Consider the following 19,150-nt stretch of genomic DNA (forward strand, 5'->3'; position numbering starts at 1 on the left):
CTGTCGTGAAGACGACGGCGTGCCGGAGGCCTCGCCGCCCCCGGCACTCCGCCTAGAGACCGAGTTCACGCGCTCCGAGAGGAGTGAAGAAGCGCTCGACATCGCTGTCGGTGACCTCGTCCAGGCTCTTCGGCGACCAGCGCGGCCGGCGGTCCTTGTCGACGACCTGGGCGCGGATCCCCTCGACCAGGTCGGGCAGATCCAGGGCGGCGCAGGAGACACGGAACTCCTGGTTCAGAACCGGCTCCAGCGACCCGAGCGTCCGGGCACGGCGCAGGGAGGCGAGGGTGTCCTTGAGGGCGGTCGGCGACTTGGTGAGCAGGGTCTCCGCGGCCTCTTTGGCGGCGGGGTCGCCGTGCGCGAGCAGCCGCCGCACGATCTCCTCGACGGTGTCGGCGGCGTAGCAGTCGTCGATCCAGTCGCGCCGGGCGGCAAGGACGCCCTGCGCAGGTGTCCGCACATGCCCGTCGAGGGCCTCCTCCACGGGCAGCCCGGCCAGGGCTTCGAGGAACTCCGGCAGTGCGGCCGCCGGCACGTAGTGGTCCGCGAGCCCGCACAAGAGCGCATCGGCAGCACCGATCTGAGCACCCGTCAGAGCGAGATGCGTGCCCAGCTCCCCGGGAGCCAGGGCGAGCAGACGGGTACCGCCCACGTCCGGCACGAAGCCGATCCCGGTCTCCGGCATGGCGACCCGGGACCGCTCGGTGACGACACGGACGCTGCCGTGCGCCGAGACACCGACGCCGCCCCCCATCACGATGCCGTCCATCACGGCGACGTACGGCTTGGGGTAGCGGGCGATGCGGGCGTTGAGGCGGTACTCGTCGCGCCAGAACGCGGCGGAGGCCGTGCCGTCGCCGTCACGGGCGTCGTCGTGGATGGCACGGATGTCGCCGCCGGCGCAGAGGCCCCGCTCTCCCGCGCCGGTGATGACGACGGTTCCCACCGCGGGGTCCCGTGCCCACTCGGTGAGGGCCTCGTCGATGCGGCGGACCATGGTGTGCGTCAGGGCATTGAGGGCCCGCGGGCGGTTGAGCGTGATGTGGGCGGCACGGCCGCTGGTGTGGAAGAGGACGGGTCCGGGTTCCTCGGCTCCGCTCACCGGAACTCCTCCCCCGGGCCGCGGGCCACGATGACGCGCATGACTGTCGATTCCTTTCCCTTCACGTGGAGGCCACCAGGTCGCTCGCTGCCTGCGCCGGATCGACCCGCCACCGCGGACCCTACGGTGCCCTGGACCTGGCGTGGCAGGGGCCCCCGCCCCTGGTCCGCGAGCCGCCGCATCACCGGCCCGGTCCGGCGCTCTGCACCGAGGGGCGGAGGACCATGAGGGAGTCTTCCGAGATCGCCACCATGGCGAAGGGAAACCGGTCGAGTTCGAGACAGAGCGCGACGTCGTCGGGGTGGACACCCTGCCGCACACCGTCCGTCAGCTCGGCCGCGGCACGCGACGCACCGGCGCGCCTGAGGAAGCCGGTCGCCTCCGTGCCGGTCCCGGTGGCCCTCAGGGCGATGTACTGGGCGCACGCCAGGTCTTCGTCGGCCTGCCCGCCCTCGCCGGTGACCACGAACGTGACGCGGTCGCACCCGCGCGCCCGCAGGACCCGGGCCGTGGCCTCCGCCACCACGAAGCCGGCACACAGCACCAGCGACGCCTCCCTGACCGCGAGGGCGCCGACCGTCCCCGCCGTCGTCTTCTGCACGACGGTCCGCCCGGCGAGCTCGGCGGAGCGCAGCATTCCCGGGGAGTTGACGGCGTCGAACCCGGGCGCGGGCGGACCGTCCTTGAGCGCCACCCAGCCGGGGTGACGTGCCTTGAGCGCCAGGGCGTCCTCCGGCGACTCCGCAAGAACGATCTTCTCCGCCCCTCGGGCGAAGGCCCAGGCGGCCACCGTGAAGGCACGCATGACGTCGACCACGACGGCCACGGAAGGGACTTCGGCGAGTTCCGGTATGCCAAGGAAGCGAGTCTCCATCGGGCCATGATCGCCGGGGTCCTTCCCGCGGCGCCCGGAAGTGGAGAAACTGGTCGGCGTCACGGATGACCGGGCGCCCGTCTGCGGTCTGCACGTGTGCGCTACATTTTGCCTCTCCTTGATCTCTACGCTTCGGAGTTGGCAATCCCATGAGCGACATCGTCAATGGACTCGGGCGGGCCACCGCGTACGGCGGTCTGGGACTGGTCCTGTTGCTCCTCGGCATCGTCCTGGTGGACGTGCTGACGCCTGGAAAGCTCGGGCGGCAGATCTGGGAACAGCGCAACCGCAACGCGGCCACGGTCCTCAGCTCCGCGCTGCTGGGCATCGGCGGCATCGTGTTCACGTCGATATGGACGACGTACGAGGACTTCGGCAAGGGGCTGGTCTCGACCGCGGCGTTCGGGCTGCTGGGGCTGGTGATGATGGCGCTGGCGTTCCTGCTGGTCGACCTGGTCACCCCGGGCCGCCTGGGTGCGACGCTGGTCGAGACGGAGCCTCATCCCGCGGTCTGGGTGACGGCGTCGTGCAACCTCGCCGTGTCGGCCGTCATCGCGGCGTCCATCGCCTGAAGCGCCGACGGAGCAACTCTCGCACCACAGTGAACGCACAGGCACAGTTCCACCTCTTGTAGGGCGGAGCCCCCCCCCGCAACTGAGAGGAACGTGCCGTGCGTTCACCCAGACCCATACGTTCGCGTCTGTACCCGGCCGGGTCAGTGGTCCTGGCCATGGCTGCCGCCGGATCCGTGCTGGCGGGGCCGGCCGGCTCCGCCTTCGCCGCCGAGACGGGCGTACGCGCCGATCTGCGGGCGGATGTGAACCGCGACGGGCGCGTCGATGTCACCGGCGGCAGCGACAAGACGGGGGAGGACGCCTGGTCCGTCGACCGCGGAGCCGTGTTCCTGCCCAACATCGATGACGACTCCAAGCGGTGCCCGGTGAAGGCGCCCGACGGCGAGCCCCTGACCGACGCCAAGCTGGCCGCGTGCAACGACGCCTCCGACACGAAGGTCAACGGCACCGAGGACACCGCCGACCTCGCCCGGGTCCGTTCCGTGCCCCTGCCCGGCCTCCCCGCGAACGCCACGGGCAGTCTGAAGATGGCCACGGGCGGCAAGCACGCGCACCTCTTCCTCCGGCGCGCCGGCCAGTGGATCCCGGTGACGTCCGCGACCCGGCTGACGGCCGCCGAGTTGCGCTCCGGTGTGGAGTTCGGTGTCGAGGCCACCGACGTCGTCCGCGACACCGCGAAGTGGGACGGCCGTGCGGTCATCCGGCTGACGGTGACGTCCGGTCGGACATCCACCTCCGACGCCGTCACCCTGCGCGTCGCGCCGCTGCTGACGCAGCACCACCTTCAGGACACCCAGCAGGTGATGGTGTCCAAGGTCCAGGGCAACGGCCCGGACAGCCGTCTCCAGCGGGAGTTCGTCGCCGCTCTGGAGAAGGAGGTCGAGAAGGCCGGGGTCACGACGCCTCTGGTCACCTTCGAGATGTACGCCGACCGCTGGGCCCAGGACTTCGTCGAACCGGCCTACGTCAGCATGACCGGGCCGGGCGGTCAGCGGCACGTGATGCGCGTGATGCTGCGTTCCGCCCAGCCGGACCGGGATGCGGGCCGGGAGCTGTTCGAGAGGATGCGCGGCCGGGACGTCGGCGTCGTGCAGGTGACCGACGGGGCGGAGCCCGACGACTGGTCGCTGAACTCCATGGGGAACCTGGAGACCGTCCCGCCCTACGCGCACGGCGGACGCTCCTTCCCGGCCGGACGGATCATCATGGGTGAGCGCAAGGACAGCGGGGCGCGCCCGTCGAAGGTGATGCGGACGATGCTCGCGGCGCAGGGGTTGCAGGAGCCACTGCTGCTGGACACCTCCTGGCTGGGCGTGGGCCACGTCGACGAGTTCGTGCAGTTCCTGCCCGCCGACACCCCGCGCGGCTGGCGCATCGGCGTTGCCGACCCGAAGGCGGGGCTGCAACTGCTGCGCGACGCCAAGCGCGACGGCCACGGCAGAACGAAGATGTTCTCCGTGCCGGGGCGCAGTGGCGCTCCGGCGCCCAAGGAGACCATCGACCAGGCCCTCGCCTCCCGCCACCTGGTGGCAGACAACGAGATGGCGGCGCGGCGCATCGCGGCCAACCTGGAGATCCTCAAGCGCGAGACGGGGGTCACCGACGAGGAGATCGTGCGGGTCCCCGCGCTGTACACCCGTGACTCGGAGGCTCTGACCGCCGACGGCCAGGAGGTTCCCGTGCCGCGTCTGACGCGGATGGGCGCCGGTTCCGACCTCGTGGACAGCCTCCGGGAGCAGGGCCAGCAGAAGTGGCTCGCGCAGAATCCCGCCCCCGGTGCGGCGGCTCCGGCGACGGTGACGACCAGCGCCTACGTGCCCGGTGCGGTCAACGGCGTGCTCCTGGCACGCGACCGCTACCTCGCGCCCCGCCAGTGGGGACCCGTCATCGGCGGCAAGGACATCTTCACGGAAGCCGTCACCGCCGCCTACCAGCGGGTCGGGCTGAAGGTCTCGTACATCGACGACTGGTACACGTACCACCTCGGTATGGGTGAGGTGCACTGCGGCACCAACACCCTGCGCGACGCGACGGCCCCGTGGTGGCAGCGCCCGGTGGCGAACCGCAACGGGGCGTAGGCAGCGGGTGGTTGCCGGCCGCAGCCGCGCGGCCCGTCGGACTGCGAGGCCGCCCTGTGGGGCGAGGTCGAGAACTTGAGCTGAACGGCGAAGCCCCGTGCCCGGGAGGTGCGGGGTGACCACCCGGTACGGCTACCGGCTCTGCCGCAAGACGGCGTCCACGTCGCCGGTGCAGCGAAGACCGGCGCAGCCTGACCGTGCTGTTCGGGTCGGACTTCGATCTGTGCTGTTCTGGTCGGACTTCAACCTGTGCTGTTCTGGTCGGACTTCAACCTGTACGGGGCGTTCCACCTCGACAGGGACAAGCGGCACGACCTGGTGCCTGTGGCAGCTCCCCTGCCCTGGTGCCCGGTGCAGCCGGCACGGCACGAGCGAGGCGATGAGTGCCCTGATGTCAGATGGTCTTTCGGAGGCGGGTGGTGCCGAGGCGTTGCCAGAGGCCGGCCAGATGCGTGTGCAGGACTTCCTCGGCTTCCGCTTCGGTCAAGTGGCCTACGAGTACATGGGTGGTGAGACCGTCGGCGAGGGCGAGCAGAGTGCAGGCCTCGTGCTGCGGGTCGGGGGGCGTAGCACCTTCGTCGGCCGAGCCGTTGCCGGTGGCCTCTGTGATGAGGCGGGCGAGGAGGCTCTGGAGCGCCGCGTAGCTGGTTCTCAGCGGGCCGGCGAGTGGCTCGCTGACAGCGGCCTGAGCGATGAACGCGAGCCAGATCCGTGCTTCGGCGCGGTGTTCTTCGCGGAGCAGGGCGATCTCGTCGGCCGCGTGGCCCAGGGCGGTGGCGGCCGACTGGGCCGGGCTTGCGGCCAGGCGGGTCCTCACACGGTCGGTGATGCGTTCGCCGACGTGGTCGACGGCGAAGAGGAGCATCTCGCCCTTGCTGCGGAAGCACCGCTGAACGGCGCCCAGTGAGACCTGCGCACGGGCGGCGACGTCGCGCATGCTCACGCCCTCCGGTCCGTGTTCGTCGGCGAGGAGGCAGACGGCCTCGGCGATCCGGCGGCGTCGGTTTTCGTAGTCCACCTGTTTGGGCATGCGTGGTCAGCCTCCTTATTCCGATACGATCGTATCGCTTCCAGGCTAGGGTTCGGCCACGAGCACTTCGGCACGTGGAGGGGAAGCGCGATGATCAGGCAGGACGCCCTGTGGGCGATGACGGCCGCCGCCCAGGCGGAGGCGGTCCGAGGTGGGGAGATGTCGGCCCTCGAACTGGTCGACAGTCACCTGGAACGCATTGGCGAGGTCAATCCGCAGCTCAATGCGGTCACGCAGGTGATGGCCGAGCGAGCCCGTGAGGCGGCGGCCGAGACGGACCGGCGGCGAGCAGCGGGCGAGGAACTCGGGCGGCTGGCCGGCGTGCCGTTCACGGTGAAGGAGACCACCGCTGTCGAGGGCGTGCCGACCACACTCGGGACGTCACGCTTCCGCGACCTGGTGGCTCCGGCCGACGCACCCCCGGTGGCCCGGCTCCGCGCGGCGGGAGCCATACCGATCGGCCACAGCAACATGCCCACTCTCGTCGTGGCCGGGATGCACACCCGCAGCGAGTTGTTCGGCGACACCGTCAACCCGTGGAACCGGAGCCGGACCCCGGGCGGCAGCAGCGGCGGTGACGGAGTGGCCGTCGCCACCGGCATGGCCGCACTCGGTCTCGGCAACGATTCCGGCGGATCCGTACGGATCCCAGCCTCGTTCTGCGGCGTGACGGGGCTGAAGCCGACCACCGGGCGGTTCCCCGCCGACCACCGCGTCCTCGGCCCGGACGACCCGGGACCAGCCTCACAGATGCTGGTCACCGACGGACCCCTGGCGCGTACGGTCGCCGACCTGCGGCTGGCATACGAGGCGCTGGCCGGGACCGACCCCCGGGACCCGCGGGCCGTACCCGTGCCCCTCTACGGCGAACCGCTGCCGGGGCCGGTCAAGGTCGCGGTCGTCGCCGACCCCGGAGGCCACGGCGTCCACCCCACCGTCCGCAGGGCCGTCACAGCGACAGCGGACGCGTTGCGCGACGCAGGGTACGACGTACGGGAGATGGCGGACGTTCCGCGGCTGGACGAGGCACTCGAGGCATACGGCCGGATCACCGTGACCGAGTTCGCGCCGACCTGGCCGGTGGTGCGGAAACTGCTCGGCGCAGGCGGAGACCGCTACATCCAGATGGCCATGGAGAAGACTCCGCCTGCGAACGCCGCAGAGCTCACGAAGCTGATGGGAACCTGGCTCGGCATCCGCCGCTCGTGGGCAGAGTTCCTCGACGACTACCCGCTGCTGCTCGGCCCGGTGTTCACCGAGCCGCCCGTCGTGCCGGGACTGGAGTCACGCGACGAAGCGGGGCGGGAGCGGGTCGCCCAGGGCATGCGCCTGTGCACGGTGACCAGCTTCGTGGGGGTCCCCGCGGTCGCCGTACCGACCGGACTCGGCGACGGACTGCCCGCCGGCGTACAGATCATCGGGCGCGCGTTCCGGGAAGACCTGTGCCTGGCCGCTGCCCAGGAGATCGAGGACCGCCTCGGCGTGCTCACGCCGATCAGCCCTCGCCCCGAATCCCCGGCTGCCGCGCGGTAGACGGAGCTGCCACCGGGCATGCGGGCTGCCTGCCGGGGCCGCCCCTACGGCATGCGGCTCGCCGCCGTCCCCCGTGCCGCGCCGGATCAGTGCCCGGCCGCTGCCTTCACCAGGGCGACCGCCACACCGATCGCCGCGTCCGCGAGGCCCGCCACCGTCGCCGCCAGGGCGCCGCCTCCCATGCGCAGCCCGCCCAGACAGCCCCACAGGAAGAGGGAGAGGACGCCCACCCCCGCCGCCGCCGGCAGCGCGGCGTGCAAGGACAGGACGTCCAGCGCGGCCAGGGCGATCAGTACGGCCGGGCCCACGGCGCAGGACAGCAGGGGGCTGCTGACGTACAGCATGCGGCGCAGTTCGGGGCCGCTGGCGAGGTGGCGGTGGATCGTGCGGTGGGCCTGCTGGTCGGCGACGAACGCAGCGAGCCACAGCCCCAGTGCGGTGGTGAGGACCGTGGCGACGGCGCCGAGGGAACCCACGTCGCCGAGGGACAGTCCGACCACGACCGCGATCATCGTGATGGTCGCGTAGATCCGCTCCTTGAGACGGTCCGCCCGCACGGCGGCCTCCGTTGCGGGCGGCACTTCCGCTCGCCGGTCGTCCGCCACCTGATGCCCCTCACCTGTCCCGGGACGCGGGTCCCTCGGCCCCGTTCGGCCGTCGCGGCACCCGCGCCGCGCGCACGCCGGTCACGGCCACCAGCATGCCTCCCGCCCTCGCCCGGGACCGGTAGCACCGCCGCCGCGTCGGGGTGGTGCCGTCACTGCTCCGCGGAGCGGGTGAACCCGTGGGCACGCTCGACCTTGGCCACGTGGAGCGCGAACGAGGCGTACCAGTGCTCGCGTCCACGCCCACGGGCCAGGGCGTGCTCAGCGTGATTCCGCCACGCCGCGATCGATTCCTCGTCCCTCCAGTACGACACCGTGACCCCCAGGCCGTTGGCACCCCGGGCGGAGTCGACACCGAGGAATCCCGGCTGGTCGGCGGCGAGTTTCATCATCCGCTCGTCCGCCTCCGCATAACCGTTGTCGCCTGCGGTCCGCACGGCGGTGAACACCACGGCGTAGTAGGGCGGGGCGGGCAGCGACGCGGGCGCGACATCGGTCACGGAGGTCCTCCAACGGACGACACCGGCAGTTTCGTCCCGTACGATCTCGCGCGCCCGCCTCAGCGCACAACCACCCGTCCGCGAACGTCTGATTGGCCGTGTGACGTCTGTTCAGCAGAGGTGAGCCGCCATAAGGTGAGCGGCCTTCGCGTTCTGGGGAGGTCTCGTGAACGGGCTTCGCGCGGTCGTCGTCTGCCTCGTGATCGCATGTGCCTCGGTGGTGTCTCCCGCCTCGGCCGTGACGCCCGGCTGGTCGGCGCTGCCCGTGCCGGCGGCGGCCCCGCCGGTGACGGTGTCCGACCTCGCCGCCCGCGGGCCGGACGAGGCGTGGGCGACCGGGTACGAGCACACCGCCGACGGGCCGAGGCCCCTCATGTACCGCTGGGACGGCACGGCGTGGAACCGGGACACCGGCTTCCCCGGCGCCGGGGAACCGGGCCTGCTCGGCAAGGTGCAGTTCGTCGGCGACGAGATGTGGACCTTGTACAACCGCTCGGGTTCGGGCGCGATCCTGCGCCGGACCGCGGAAGGCTGGAGCACCGTGCCGCTGCCGCAGACCTTGTGGACCCACCAGGACTTCGCCGCCGTGCCGGGTGCCGCGTGGGTGGTCGGAGAGGACGACACCGGGCTGAAGGTGCTGCACTACGACGGCTCCGGCTGGACCGCGCAGTCCACGCCCGACGATGTCCGGTACGTCATGGGGATCACCGCACGCTCCGCCGCCGACGCCTGGGCCTGGGGGGACACCAGCACCGGGACGACCCTGCTGCGCTGGAACGGCACGACGTGGCGGGACGCGAAGGTGCCGCTGCCGCCGGACAGCAACGTGCACACGATTTTGCCCGAACCGTCCGGCCGGGTCACCGTCGGCGGCAGTCGGTACACCGACGGCGTGTCCCGCACCTATCTGATGACCTGGAACGGGCACACCTGGCGCACCTCGTACCCGCCGCTGGGCGACACCCACACCGAGGCCATGGTGCGCGGTCCGGACGGCGCGCTGTGGCTGCCGGTGCGCAGCGACCTCGCGTTCCGGTCGAAGTACGCGCGGGTGGACGGCCCCCGCACCACCTTCACCCACGGCCCCGAACGCACGGACGCGATCGACGTCCGGCCTCGGGCGCTCGCGAGGGCCGGGTCCTCACTGCTGTCCTTCGGGACCGTCGAGATCTACGGCTCCAGACCCAACCTGATGAGTGAGCGGCTGGGAGGCTGACCATGGCACGCAGACTGTTCGTCGCGGCCCTCGCCGTCGCCATGACGATCCTGGCCGGCATGAGCCCGGCCGGGGCGGACACCACGTCCTGGCAGCACGTTCCGGTCCCGGCGCAGGTGCGTCCGCAGGCCGGGCTGAACGAGGCCGTGGCGTTCGGGCCGGACCGGGCCTGGGCGGTGGGTGCCGACGCCGTGGGCCGTGAGGCGCCGGGCTTCCCGCTGGCGCTGCGCTGGGACGGCACGGCGTGGCATCGCCAGAGCCTGCCCGGGATCCGCTGGCAGGGGGAGCTGCTGTCGGTCGCCGGCACCTCACCGGCCGCTCTCTGGGCGATCGGCCGCGACACGGCGGGCGCGGCCCGCCTGCTCCGCTTCGACGGCGACGCCTGGTCCGAGAGCCGGCCGCCGCGCGGCGTGGTGCTGACCAAGGTCGTCACCGGCGGCGGTGAGACCTGGCTGATCGGTTCGCGGGAGGGCGCGCAGGTGCTGCTGCGGCGGGACGGGCGCGGCTGGCAGGACGTGCCGGCACCGCCGGGAGCCGTCTACGGCCTGCACGTCCTCGCGGCCGACGACGTCTGGGCCGCGGGCGAGACGGCCTCGGGTGCGGCCGTGTCGCACTGGGACGGGCAGGCGTGGCAGCAGACGATCGTGGACGGGTTCCCGCGGTCGGCCGTGGGCAGTGTGCTGGCGGTCTCGCCCACGGAGGTGTGGGCGGGGGGCACGGCCGGGTTCGTCGGCGGGCCGGTGGGGCGGCCGATTCCGCCCCTGCTGGTCCGCTGGGACGGGCAGGCGTGGAACCGGGTGACCGTCCCCACCGACTTCGGCGGCATCACCTCACTGGTGCCCGGCGCGTCCGGTGGACTGGGCTGGGTCTCGGTGGCCCGCTCGCAGAAGTGGGGTCCGCCGGGCAGCACTCCCCCGTGGGTACCCGGGCCGGACTTCCTCGCCTGGAACGGCCAGTCGTTCACCGGGTACGCCGAACCGGCAGTGGCCGGCGAGGGCGATTCCAGGACGCTGCGGCTGGCGCCGGTGCCGGGCACGGCGACGGTGTGGTCGGTCGGCCGCGCCGACGGCCCGGAGGGCACCTTCGCCCCGCGCGTCCTGCGGTACGGCTGAGGCGACCGGCCGAGCAGGCGAAGGCATCGCCCCTCAGTGGCGGACCAGGCAGAAGGGGTGCACCGCCGGGTCGGCACAGATCCGCCAACCCCGCCCGCCCTCACCGGAGTCCAGCACCGCTGCCTCACGGGCCGGCATCTGCTCTTCCGCACGGTCCTGGTCCGCGACGCCGAAGTCGAGGTGGAACTGCTGCGGTCTGGCCGGGCCGGGCCACGCAGGCGACCGGTAGGGCGTCACCCGTTGGAAGGCGAGGACGACACCGGACGCCGTGTGCAGCGTCGCCCGTGCGTCGCTCAGCACCCACCGCGGGTCCGGCTGGTCGACGGTGCCACCGAGAAGCGACCGGTAGAACGCGGCCGGCTCCGCCGGTTCAGGGCAATCCAGTACCAAGTACTGAAGATCAGCGATCACGGACCGATCCTCGGCGGGGCTCTTCGCCGGCTCCCGGCAGGTCGAAGAGCCACCGCACGGATGACATCAAGGACCCGGTGTCACCGGGTGCGCGAGGCGAGGTACTGCTCGACGCCCGGCGCGGTGTGGGCGTCTTCCACGTTCACCGCGGCACCTACCGCCTTGGCGTCCGGCTTGTGGACGTATGCCGAGGTGGCGGCGGGCTGCGCCTTGTCGGAGAAGTCCTGTGCGGTGCCGAGTCCGACGTCGACACCGGACTGGGAGCGGTGGGCCTTGACCACGTCCTCACGGGCCAGACTGCCGTTGTCGCAGGCCTTCTTCAGGCCGGTGCCCATCAGCTGGGCCGCGTTGTAGCCGGAGAGCACGCCCGAGTCGACGAGGGAGCCCGGGTACTTCTTCTTGTAGGCGGCGACCATCTTGCGCACCCCGGGCAGGTCGGAGCTGACCGCGGGTGCGGCGCTGACCACGTTCAGCATGGCCGCCAGGGCCGGGGCGGCCGGGGTCTTCATCAGCTGCGGGGCGTAACCGGGGGCGCTGCTGACGACGGGAACCTTCAGGCCCCGGGAGGCCGCGACGCCGACCAGGGAGGCCGTCTGGGCCGGTCCCGCACTGATCAGGATCGCCTTGACGCCCTCCTTGCGCAGGGCCGATACCTGCGCGGACAGGTCGGTGTCCGTGGCCTTGATCTTCTGTCCGGCCAGCTTGAGGCCTGCCTTCTTCGCGGCCCATCGCGAGCCCTCCAGCGCGTTGGCGCCGTAGTCGCCCTCGAAGTAGACGTGGCCGATCGTGTCGCCCTTGGCGACTCCCTTGGTGCGGGTGAGGAAGTCGACCGCGGCGATCATGTCGATGTCGTAGGTGGTGCCCAGGACCTGCACCGCCTCGCGGTCGAGCAGGGAGGCGGCCCAGGCCTGCGGGAAGGTGAGCACCTTGTCCCGCTCGATGTCGTCGAGCAGGGCGGCCATCACGGGCGAACCGATGACCTGGGGCAGTGCCACGACGTCCGGGGAGAGGTCGGCGTAGGCGGTGACGGCCTTCTGGACGTCGTAGCCGTGGTCCTTGACGACGATCTCGATGCGCCGGTCGCAGATGCCGCCACGGGCGTTGACCTCGTCCGCCCACATCTGCTGGGCCTGCACGATGCTCTTGCCGAGAGTGGCGTAGGGGCCGGTGAGGTCCGTCAGTGCGCCGAGTCTGATGGTCCTGCCGGAGACTCCGGGGCCGGTCTTGATGCCGTCGGCGCCGTCGGCGGTGCTCCCCGCGGAGTCGGCCTTGGAGCTGCATCCGGTGCCCGCGAGCAACAGGGCCGCGAGGGCGGTGGCCAGAAGCGTTCTGGTGCGTGGTGGGGTGTGGCTGGTGGGCTTCACGGGGTGGGCTCCTTGGCTCGTACGGCCGGCGTGGGCGGCTGGGACGGGGTGGTGGTACCGGAGGGTGGCGGGGTGGTCCGGCGGCTGCGCAGGCGTGCGCGCAGGCGGCGGGCCAGGCCGTGCAGGCCGTCGGGGGCGAAAAGGAGGATGAGGACGATCGCCGCTCCGTAGAGGTAGCGGGCGGCTTCGGTGGGTCCGACCGTGGCGCCGGTGGTGCCGGGGGCTGCCACCAGCGGGAGTTGGTCGGCGTAGCGGGTCATCAGCAGGGGCAGCGCGGTGACGAAGACGGCGCCTGCGGTGGCTCCGGCCACCGATCCCAGCCCGCCGATGACGATCATGGCGAGGTAGTCGACCGACAGCACCAGGCCGAAGTAGTCGGGCACGACGCGGCGGAAGGAGAGGGCGATCAGCACTCCGGCCAGGCCGGCGTACATCGACGACACCACGAACGCCGCCGAGCGGTAGCGGGGGACGTTCACGCCCATCACGGCGGCCGCGGTCTCGCTGTCGCGCAGCGCCACCAGAGCACGTCCCGGACGGCCGCGGAGGATGCCGCGGGCGGTGAACCAGGTGACCGCGAACAGCGCGAGTCCCAGGTACCAGAGCCGTTCCTCGGCGCCGAACGGGACGCCGAGCAGGGTCAGTTCGGAGTCCGTGGAGAAGGAGAAGCCGCCCAGTTCCAGCGGCGGCACCGAGCGGCCGTTGAAGCCGCCGGTGACGGAGTCGGCGGTCAGCAGCACGTGGTGACCGAGGAAGACCAGGGCCAGCGTGGCGACGCCCAGGTAGATGCCGCGCACCCGGCCGGCGACGGGGCTGAAGAGCCCGCCGGCCGCCCCGGCGAGCAGCACCGCCAGGACGGCGGCCACGGCGGTGGGCAGACCAGGTCCGGGTTCACCGGCCAGCCAGACGTAGCCGTAGGCCCCCACGGCCAGGAAGAAGGCGTGGCCGAGGGAGAGTTGGCCCGCTGTGCCGGAGAGCAGGCCCAGGCCCACCGCGCCGACGGCCGCCGCCATCGAGAACAGGCCGATGCGCAGCCAGAACGCGTCGAGGTAGAAGGGCAGTGCGCACAGGACGGCGACGGTCGCGAGGGTCCGGCCCAGCCGGATCGCGCGGGCGCGCGGGAGTCGCTCAGACACGGACCGCCGCCTTCCCGCCGAACAGCCCGGTCGGCCGCACCAGCAGCACCAGCACCATCACCGCGTAGGGGGCGACGTCCCCGAACCCCTCGCCCAGGACGTGCAGATCGCTCTGGTAGCCCGCGACGAGCGCCTCGGTCATGCCGATCAGCAGACTGCCCGCGAGGGCGCCGGGTGGCGAGGCCATGCCGCCGAGGATGGCCGCCGGGAACGCCTTCAGGGCGATCTGCCCGGTCGTGCGCTCCAGGCCGGGCGCGGGGAAGGCGGCGAGGAAGACCGCGGCCAGCGCTGCCAGTGCTCCGGCCAGGCACCAGGCCAGCATGCGGACCCTCACCAGCCGTACGCCCATCAGGGACGCCGCCTCGACGTCCTCGGCCGAGGCGCGCAGCGACAGGCCCCACGTGGTGTACCGGAACAGGGCGAAGACACCGGCGATGACCACGGCCGAGACCACGATCGCTGCGATACGGCCGTCCGCGACGGTCACCGGCCCGAGCCCGCTGACCGAGTCGCCCCAGGGGTCGCCCAGCGAGAGCAGATCGCCGCCGATGCGCCGCGACAGGTCGGTGAGGATGAGGATGTCGACGCCGATGGTGACGATGGTCTGCACGTGGGCGGTGTGCGGGTCCGGCCCGCCGGCCTGGAGCAGGAAGCGGTCCATGGCTCCGGCCACGGCCGCCGTCGCCAGGACGGACACGGCGAGGGCCCCGGCGAAGCCGAGGTCGTCGTGGAGTACGGCGGTGAGGTAGCCGCCGAGCAGGAGCAGGGAGCCGTGGGCGAAGTTCATGACGCCGGAGGCCTTGAAGATGATGACGAAGCCGAGGGCGACGAGGGCGTAGACCGCGCCCAGGGCGAGGCCGTTGAACACGTTGTCGAGGAGGGCGGTCATGCCGCGTCCTCCTGCCCGGCGCCGGTGCCGAGGTAGGCGCGCAGCACCTCGGGGTCGCCGCGGACCTCGTCCGGGGTGCCGTGCGCGATGCGGCGGCCGAAGTCGAGGACGGTGACCTCGTCGGCGAGCCGCATCACCAGACCCATGTCGTGCTCGACCAGGACGACGGACAGGCCGAGTTCGGCCCGTACGGTGTGCACGACCTCTACCGTCCGGGCGCGTTCGGCCGCGTTCATCCCGGCGACCGGTTCGTCCAGCAGCAGCACACTGGGCTCCAGGCAGAGGGCGCGGGCGAACTCCACGCGTTTGCGGTCGCCGTAGGAGAGCAGGGCGACGGGGTGGTCGAAGTACTCTGCGAGACCGGTGAGTTCGGCGATTTCGCGGGCGCGCGCGAGGTGTTCGCGCTGCTCGCGCCGTGCGTGCGGCAGACGCAGCGCGCCGGCGGTGAAGCCGCAGCGGGACAGGGCGTGGCGGCCGAGCATGAGGTTGTCGGCGACCGTGCCCTGGGTGGTGACGATGTTCTGGAAGGTGCGGGCCATGCCGAGGGCGGCGATGCGGTGGGGCGCCAGCCGGGTCAGGTCGGCGTCCCCCAGCCGCACGGTGCCCGTGGCCGGGCGGCACAGGCCCGACAGCACGTTGAAGCAGGTGGACTTGCCCGCCCCGTTGGGTCCTATCAGTGCGTGGACGGAGCCCGGGGCGACGGTGAACGACACCGCGTCCAGAGCGGTGAGTCCGGCGAAGCGGACGGTCACGTCCGTGACGGTGAGTCCGGGCGGTGCGGTGGTGCGGACGGTCACGCGGCTCCCTGCCCCTCGGTGGTTCCGGCTCTCTGCGCGGTCTCGGTCCCTTCGCCGTCGGTCTCGCCCAGATACAGGCGCTTGACGGCGTCCGTGCGGGCGAGTTCGTCGGCGGGCCCGGAGAGCCGGACCTCGCCGACCTCCAGGACGTGGGCGGTGTCGGCGAGGGACAGTGCCATGCCCGCGTTCTGCTCGACGAGCAGTACGGCGGTGCCTTGCGCGTTGATCTCGCGGACGACCTCGGCGATCCGGTACACCATCTGCGGGGCCAGGCCCAGGGAGGGCTCGTCGAGCAGGAGCAGCCGGGGCGCGGCCATGAGGGCCCGGCCGATGGCGAGCATCTGCTGCTCGCCGCCGGAGAGCAGCCCCGCCGCCTGCCGGGTGCGTTCGGCGAGGCGCGGGAAGAGCGTGAAGACCCGCTCCCGGGCCTCGGCGACCTGGTCGGGGCGGCGCCGCCCCAGGCCGAGGCCGCCGGAGCGCAGGTTCTCGTCGACGGTGAGCCCGGCGAAGACCCGGCGTCCCTCGGGGACCTGGACGACCCCGGCGCGCACGGCGGCGACCGGGTCGCGTCCGTCGAGTTCGGTCGTGCCGTAGCGGACACGGCCGGCCGTGACCGCGCCGCGGTGCAGGCGCAGGGTGCCCGACACCGCCCGCAGCAGGGTCGTCTTGCCCGCGCCGTTGGCGCCGAGCAGGGCCACGACCGTGCCGTGCGGGACGGTCAGTGACACGGAGCGCAGGGCGGACAGGGCGCGCCCGTAGGTCACGTCGAGACCCTCGACGTGCAGGGCGGGCTCGTCGTCCGGTGGTGCTTGGGGCATCACGACTCCTCGGGTCCGTGCCGCCGGGCACGGGTGCTTCAGGGGAAGGGCAGCTCACGACAGCACGGGCCCGGGCGGGCGGTACAGGTGTCCGGGCCGGGTGGCTGCGTGGTCCCAACGGGTCGCGGCGGGGATTGTGCGGCTGCCCAGGGGCGGGGACGCGCGGCGCGGGCGGATGCCGGGCAGGGGTGGGGGTGCCCGCCGCCGCTCCCAGGCAGCGGGCGGTGCGTGGGGCCCCCGGTGCGTCAGCCGCGCAGCAGCCGGCGGGCCGTCAGGGCGAGGCTGATCTCCACCACGTCGTGGGGGCGGGCCAGGGAGCGGCCGATGAGCTGTTCGCAGCGGCGCAGCCGGTTCAGCACGGTGTTGCGGTGGCAGTAGAGCCGTTCACCGGCCCGCTGGGCGGAACCGTCGCAGGCGAACCAGGCGACCAGGGTGTCCAGCAGGACGTCCCGGTCGGCGGGGTCCAGGCGCAGCAGGGGGCCGAGCACCCGCTCGGTGAGGGTGGCGCCGAGCTCCGGGCAGGAGACGACCAGCGCCTCGGGCAGATGCTCGGTGAGCCGGACCGTGCCGCCGTCCGGCGGGCAGATGCTCAGGGCCAGGTCGGCCAGGCGCCGGGCGTCGCCGACGGCGGCGAGTCCCGTCACGGCGCTGCCGACGCCGATCCGGCTGCCGGCGGGGCCGTCGGTGGACAGGGCCAGTGCCGCGGCGGGATCCCGGTCGGCCTCGCCGGCCCCCTCGTCGCCGACCAGGACGATGCCGTGGTCCACGTCCACTCCCGCGTGCCAGTAGGCGCTGCGGACGGGCGAGGGGGCCTGCGGACGGCCCCCGGCGACCGCGACGACGACGTACCGGCCGTGCTCCGGCAGACCCAGTCGCTCGGCCGTCTCGGGCAGGTCCGCGATCCGGCTCGTGCCGTCCAGGAGGGCCGCCGCCAGCAGGCGCACCCTGTTCTCGCGCCGCCAGGCGAGCTGCCGCTCGGCCTGCCGGTAGGCGTCCGCCACGAGGGTGCAGTGCTCGTCGACGAAGTTCCACACGTCGGTGGCCACGTGCACGAGCAGCCGGATGTCCTCGGGCTCCGAGCGGGTGGTCTCCTCGACCAGCCGCTGCCACACCAGGGACCCGCCCAGCCGGAACGCGTGCAGCAGGGCGTCCAGCGGCAGTCCCTGCTCGGCGCGGGTGACGCCGATCCGCCAGGTGCAGCGGTGGGCGGCCTCGCGGGTGCCACGCGGGTCGAGCAGCGACGTCACGCTGTGCCGCAGCGAGCGGTAGGCCTCCTGCCACGTGGCGGCGTGGTCGTTCTCCAGCGCCGTCCGGTACGCCGGTTCCTGTTCGCGCAGCACCGCCAGCAGCCGGTCGGTCAGATCCGGCAGGTCGTCGAGCAGGACGCGGGCGGCGCGGTGCAGGACGCGCAGCGCGTCGGCGTCGATCAGCGACCGGATGCGCCGGGACCGCGGCTGCGGGACGGGTGTCGGCCCGGCGCGGAACGTCGTACGTGTGCGTGCGGCAGGATGCATGGCGGTCCTCCCCCGGCTTCGGCCTCACGGCGGCCCCGGCGCCGTCCGGGCGCAGCGGCGTCCGGCGGGTGCGCTGCCCCGTTCGGCGTCGTCACCCGCGTAGTGCTGCTTCGAAGAATGGCATACCGTCCGGTCGGTCCCCAGGGTTGTGCGGCGTCTTCTCCGGGCGGGCGCCGAGTTTTCCGGGGTTCAGTGGTGCTCTTGGCCGACCATGCGGGCCAGTTCGACGCGGGAGCGCACGCCGAGAGCGGCGAAGACGTTCCTCAGGTGGTAGTCGACGGTGCGGGTGCTGACGGCGAGCCGCTGGGCCACCTCCCTGTTGGTGGCGCCTTCGGCCACATGGCGTGCGATGCGCAGTTGCTGTGGGGTCAGCCGCGCGAGTCCCGCCGCCGGCTCCTTTCCGGACGCGGCTCCGTTGGCGCGCAACTCGCCGCGGGTCTGGTCGGCCCAGGCGCCGGCGCCGCAGCGTTCGAAGGCGACCAGGGCGGCGCCGAGCCTGCCACGGGCCTCCCGCAGCCGTCGGCGGCGCCGCAGCCACCGGCCGTACAGAAGCTCGGTCCGTGCCCGCTCGAAGTCGCCACCCGATCCGTCGTGCAGGGCGAGCGCCCGCAGGTAGAGGCCGTCGGCTTCGCGGTCGTCCGCGGCGAGCAGGGCCCGGCAGCGCGCGAGCTGGGCGGGCGCGTGCGGATCGGCGCCGAAATCCGCCCACTGGGCGAGGTCGCCGACGGGCCCCCGGGCGTCCTCCGGCTGCCCGGCGAGTACCGCGGCCTCGACGAAGCAGGGCACGGCCAGCATCCAGACGGCGAAGTGACCACGCCGGGGGCCGGGTCCGACGAGCGGGCCGAGCCGGTCGGCGGCGTCCAGAGGGCGCCCGCGGGCCAGGTCGGCGCGGGCGGTGGCCCACTCGGCCAGGGTCGCCGCCTGGGCCAGGCCGTGGCGGCGGGCGGTGGCCAGAGCGGCCGAGGCGTATCCGGCGACCGCGGCGATGTCCCCCTCGATCGAAGCGGCCAGGGCGAGCAGCGCGTGGTGGCTGGCCGCGGTGTTGCGATGGCCGGCCAGCAGCGCCGCACGCACGCCCTCCTCCGCGTGGGCGCGCGCCTGCGCGTGACGGCCGGCGCGCAACTCGCCGTAGGCCAGGTACTCCAGGGCCCGCGCTTCGGAGGCGACGCACTCCGCGTTGCGGGCGACCGCGAGGGCACGGGCCCCCGCGGCGCGGGCGGCATGGACGTCGCCGAGCAGCAGCGCCGCCGACGCGGCGCGCAGCAGCCGCTCCGGCGGATCGTCGTGGCGCACGTAGCTCAGTACGCGCCGCAGGGGCCCGGCGGCGCGCTCCGGCCGCCGGGCCAGCAGGGCGCGCATGCCGTCGCGGTAGTCCCGGAACAAGGGGTCGGGATCCCGTCCCCACCCGGGCCCTGGCAGCTCCGGCCGCCCGGGCCCGGCGGGAGGGACGGTGAAGTTCTTGGCGTCGGCCGACGGCGACCCACCGCCGTCTCGCTCCGTCACCGGGGCGTGGCCGCCAGGGCCGGACACCGGAGCGCCGCGGCTCAGGCCGGACGTCGCACTGCTGCCGCCCCCGCCGACCCTCGGGGCGGTGCC

Annotated in this window: 18 protein-coding genes; 5 read left to right on the plus strand and 13 right to left on the minus strand. The window is 73.0% G+C overall.

Annotated features, from left to right (window positions below; genetic code table 11):
* Positions 1-52: 52 nt before the first annotated feature.
* Both GTY56_RS13850 and GTY56_RS13855 read right to left on the minus strand, forming a co-directional pair.
* Positions 53-1,102, minus strand: coding sequence for a 3-hydroxyisobutyryl-CoA hydrolase (locus tag GTY56_RS13850; protein ID WP_161365652.1), 1,050 nt, complete (start codon positions 1,100-1,102; stop codon positions 53-55).
* A 181-nt stretch (positions 1,103-1,283) separates the two neighbouring features.
* On the minus strand, positions 1,284-1,976 hold the full coding sequence (locus tag GTY56_RS13855) for a 2-phosphosulfolactate phosphatase (RefSeq protein ID WP_161365653.1): 693 nt from the start codon (positions 1,974-1,976) through the stop codon (positions 1,284-1,286).
* Positions 1,977-2,125: 149 nt separating this feature from the next.
* On the opposite strand from GTY56_RS13855, the gene GTY56_RS13860 reads away from it, so the two are divergent.
* A complete protein-coding gene (locus GTY56_RS13860; RefSeq protein WP_107458967.1) occupies positions 2,126-2,548 on the plus strand; it encodes a DUF350 domain-containing protein in 423 nt (140 codons plus the stop codon).
* Positions 2,549-2,706: 158 nt separating this feature from the next.
* Complete coding sequence (locus GTY56_RS13865) at positions 2,707-4,629, plus strand: protein-arginine deiminase domain-containing protein (protein ID WP_161365654.1); 1,923 nt, start codon at positions 2,707-2,709, stop codon at positions 4,627-4,629.
* Between the two features lie 394 nt (positions 4,630-5,023).
* Here the strand turns inward: GTY56_RS13865 and GTY56_RS13870 are convergent, their stop codons facing one another.
* Positions 5,024-5,659, minus strand: coding sequence for a TetR/AcrR family transcriptional regulator (locus tag GTY56_RS13870; RefSeq protein WP_161365655.1), 636 nt, complete (start codon positions 5,657-5,659; stop codon positions 5,024-5,026).
* A gap of 90 nt (positions 5,660-5,749) precedes the next feature.
* On the opposite strand from GTY56_RS13870, the gene GTY56_RS13875 reads away from it, so the two are divergent.
* Positions 5,750-7,192 carry an amidase gene (locus tag GTY56_RS13875; protein WP_202510132.1) on the plus strand — a complete coding sequence of 481 codons (1,443 nt, stop codon included), beginning with the start codon at positions 5,750-5,752 and terminating at the stop codon, positions 7,190-7,192.
* Positions 7,193-7,278: 86 nt separating this feature from the next.
* On the opposite strand, the gene GTY56_RS13880 is transcribed toward GTY56_RS13875, so the two are convergent.
* Positions 7,279-7,749 carry a hypothetical protein gene (locus tag GTY56_RS13880; RefSeq protein ID WP_346345485.1) on the minus strand — a complete coding sequence of 157 codons (471 nt, stop codon included), beginning with the start codon at positions 7,747-7,749 and terminating at the stop codon, positions 7,279-7,281.
* Positions 7,750-7,949: 200 nt separating this feature from the next.
* Entirely contained in the window at positions 7,950-8,297 is a 348-nt protein-coding gene (locus GTY56_RS13885) for an antibiotic biosynthesis monooxygenase (RefSeq protein ID WP_161365657.1), read from the minus strand.
* A 166-nt stretch (positions 8,298-8,463) separates the two neighbouring features.
* Here GTY56_RS13885 and GTY56_RS13890 point away from each other — a divergent pair, with 166 nt between their 5' ends.
* Positions 8,464-9,513, plus strand: a complete 1,050-nt coding sequence (locus GTY56_RS13890) for a beta propeller repeat protein (protein ID WP_161365658.1) — start codon at positions 8,464-8,466, stop codon at positions 9,511-9,513.
* 2 nt (positions 9,514-9,515) lie between these two features.
* The gene (locus GTY56_RS13895) at positions 9,516-10,625 is read left to right on the plus strand and encodes a hypothetical protein (RefSeq protein ID WP_161365659.1); all 1,110 of its coding nucleotides are present in this window, start codon (positions 9,516-9,518) and stop codon (positions 10,623-10,625) included.
* 33 nt (positions 10,626-10,658) lie between these two features.
* On the opposite strand, the gene GTY56_RS13900 is transcribed toward GTY56_RS13895, so the two are convergent.
* From GTY56_RS13900 to GTY56_RS13935, 8 genes are all read right to left on the minus strand, one after another.
* Positions 10,659-11,036: a VOC family protein gene (locus tag GTY56_RS13900; RefSeq protein WP_161365660.1), complete on the minus strand. Its 378-nt coding sequence runs from the start codon at positions 11,034-11,036 to the stop codon at positions 10,659-10,661.
* Between the two features lie 80 nt (positions 11,037-11,116).
* A complete protein-coding gene (locus tag GTY56_RS13905) occupies positions 11,117-12,400 on the minus strand; it encodes an ABC transporter substrate-binding protein (RefSeq protein ID WP_161365661.1) in 1,284 nt (427 codons plus the stop codon).
* Positions 12,397-13,536 carry a branched-chain amino acid ABC transporter permease gene (locus GTY56_RS13910; protein ID WP_524540101.1) on the minus strand — a complete coding sequence of 380 codons (1,140 nt, stop codon included), beginning with the start codon at positions 13,534-13,536 and terminating at the stop codon, positions 12,397-12,399. Before GTY56_RS13910 ends, GTY56_RS13905 begins: the two co-directional genes overlap by 4 nt.
* Entirely contained in the window at positions 13,529-14,425 is an 897-nt protein-coding gene (locus GTY56_RS13915) for a branched-chain amino acid ABC transporter permease (RefSeq protein WP_161365662.1), read from the minus strand. Before GTY56_RS13915 ends, GTY56_RS13910 begins: the two co-directional genes overlap by 8 nt.
* The gene (locus tag GTY56_RS13920; RefSeq protein ID WP_161365663.1) at positions 14,422-15,222 is read right to left on the minus strand and encodes an ATP-binding cassette domain-containing protein; all 801 of its coding nucleotides are present in this window, start codon (positions 15,220-15,222) and stop codon (positions 14,422-14,424) included. Before GTY56_RS13920 ends, GTY56_RS13915 begins: the two co-directional genes overlap by 4 nt.
* Positions 15,219-16,040, minus strand: a complete 822-nt coding sequence (locus GTY56_RS13925) for an ABC transporter ATP-binding protein (RefSeq protein WP_161365664.1) — start codon at positions 16,038-16,040, stop codon at positions 15,219-15,221. The genes GTY56_RS13920 and GTY56_RS13925 overlap by 4 nt, the downstream gene beginning before the upstream one ends.
* 245 nt (positions 16,041-16,285) lie before the next feature.
* Positions 16,286-17,554: a PucR family transcriptional regulator gene (locus GTY56_RS13930; RefSeq protein ID WP_161365665.1), complete on the minus strand. Its 1,269-nt coding sequence runs from the start codon at positions 17,552-17,554 to the stop codon at positions 16,286-16,288.
* A gap of 189 nt (positions 17,555-17,743) precedes the next feature.
* Positions 17,744-19,150 (minus strand): helix-turn-helix transcriptional regulator (locus GTY56_RS13935; protein ID WP_161365666.1); only part of this gene is annotated, 1,407 nt, incomplete at its 5' end.

The sequence above is a fragment of the Streptomyces sp. SID5643 genome, from assembly GCF_009872555.1.
Taxonomy (GTDB): Bacteria; Actinomycetota; Actinomycetes; order Streptomycetales; family Streptomycetaceae; genus Streptomyces; species Streptomyces iakyrus.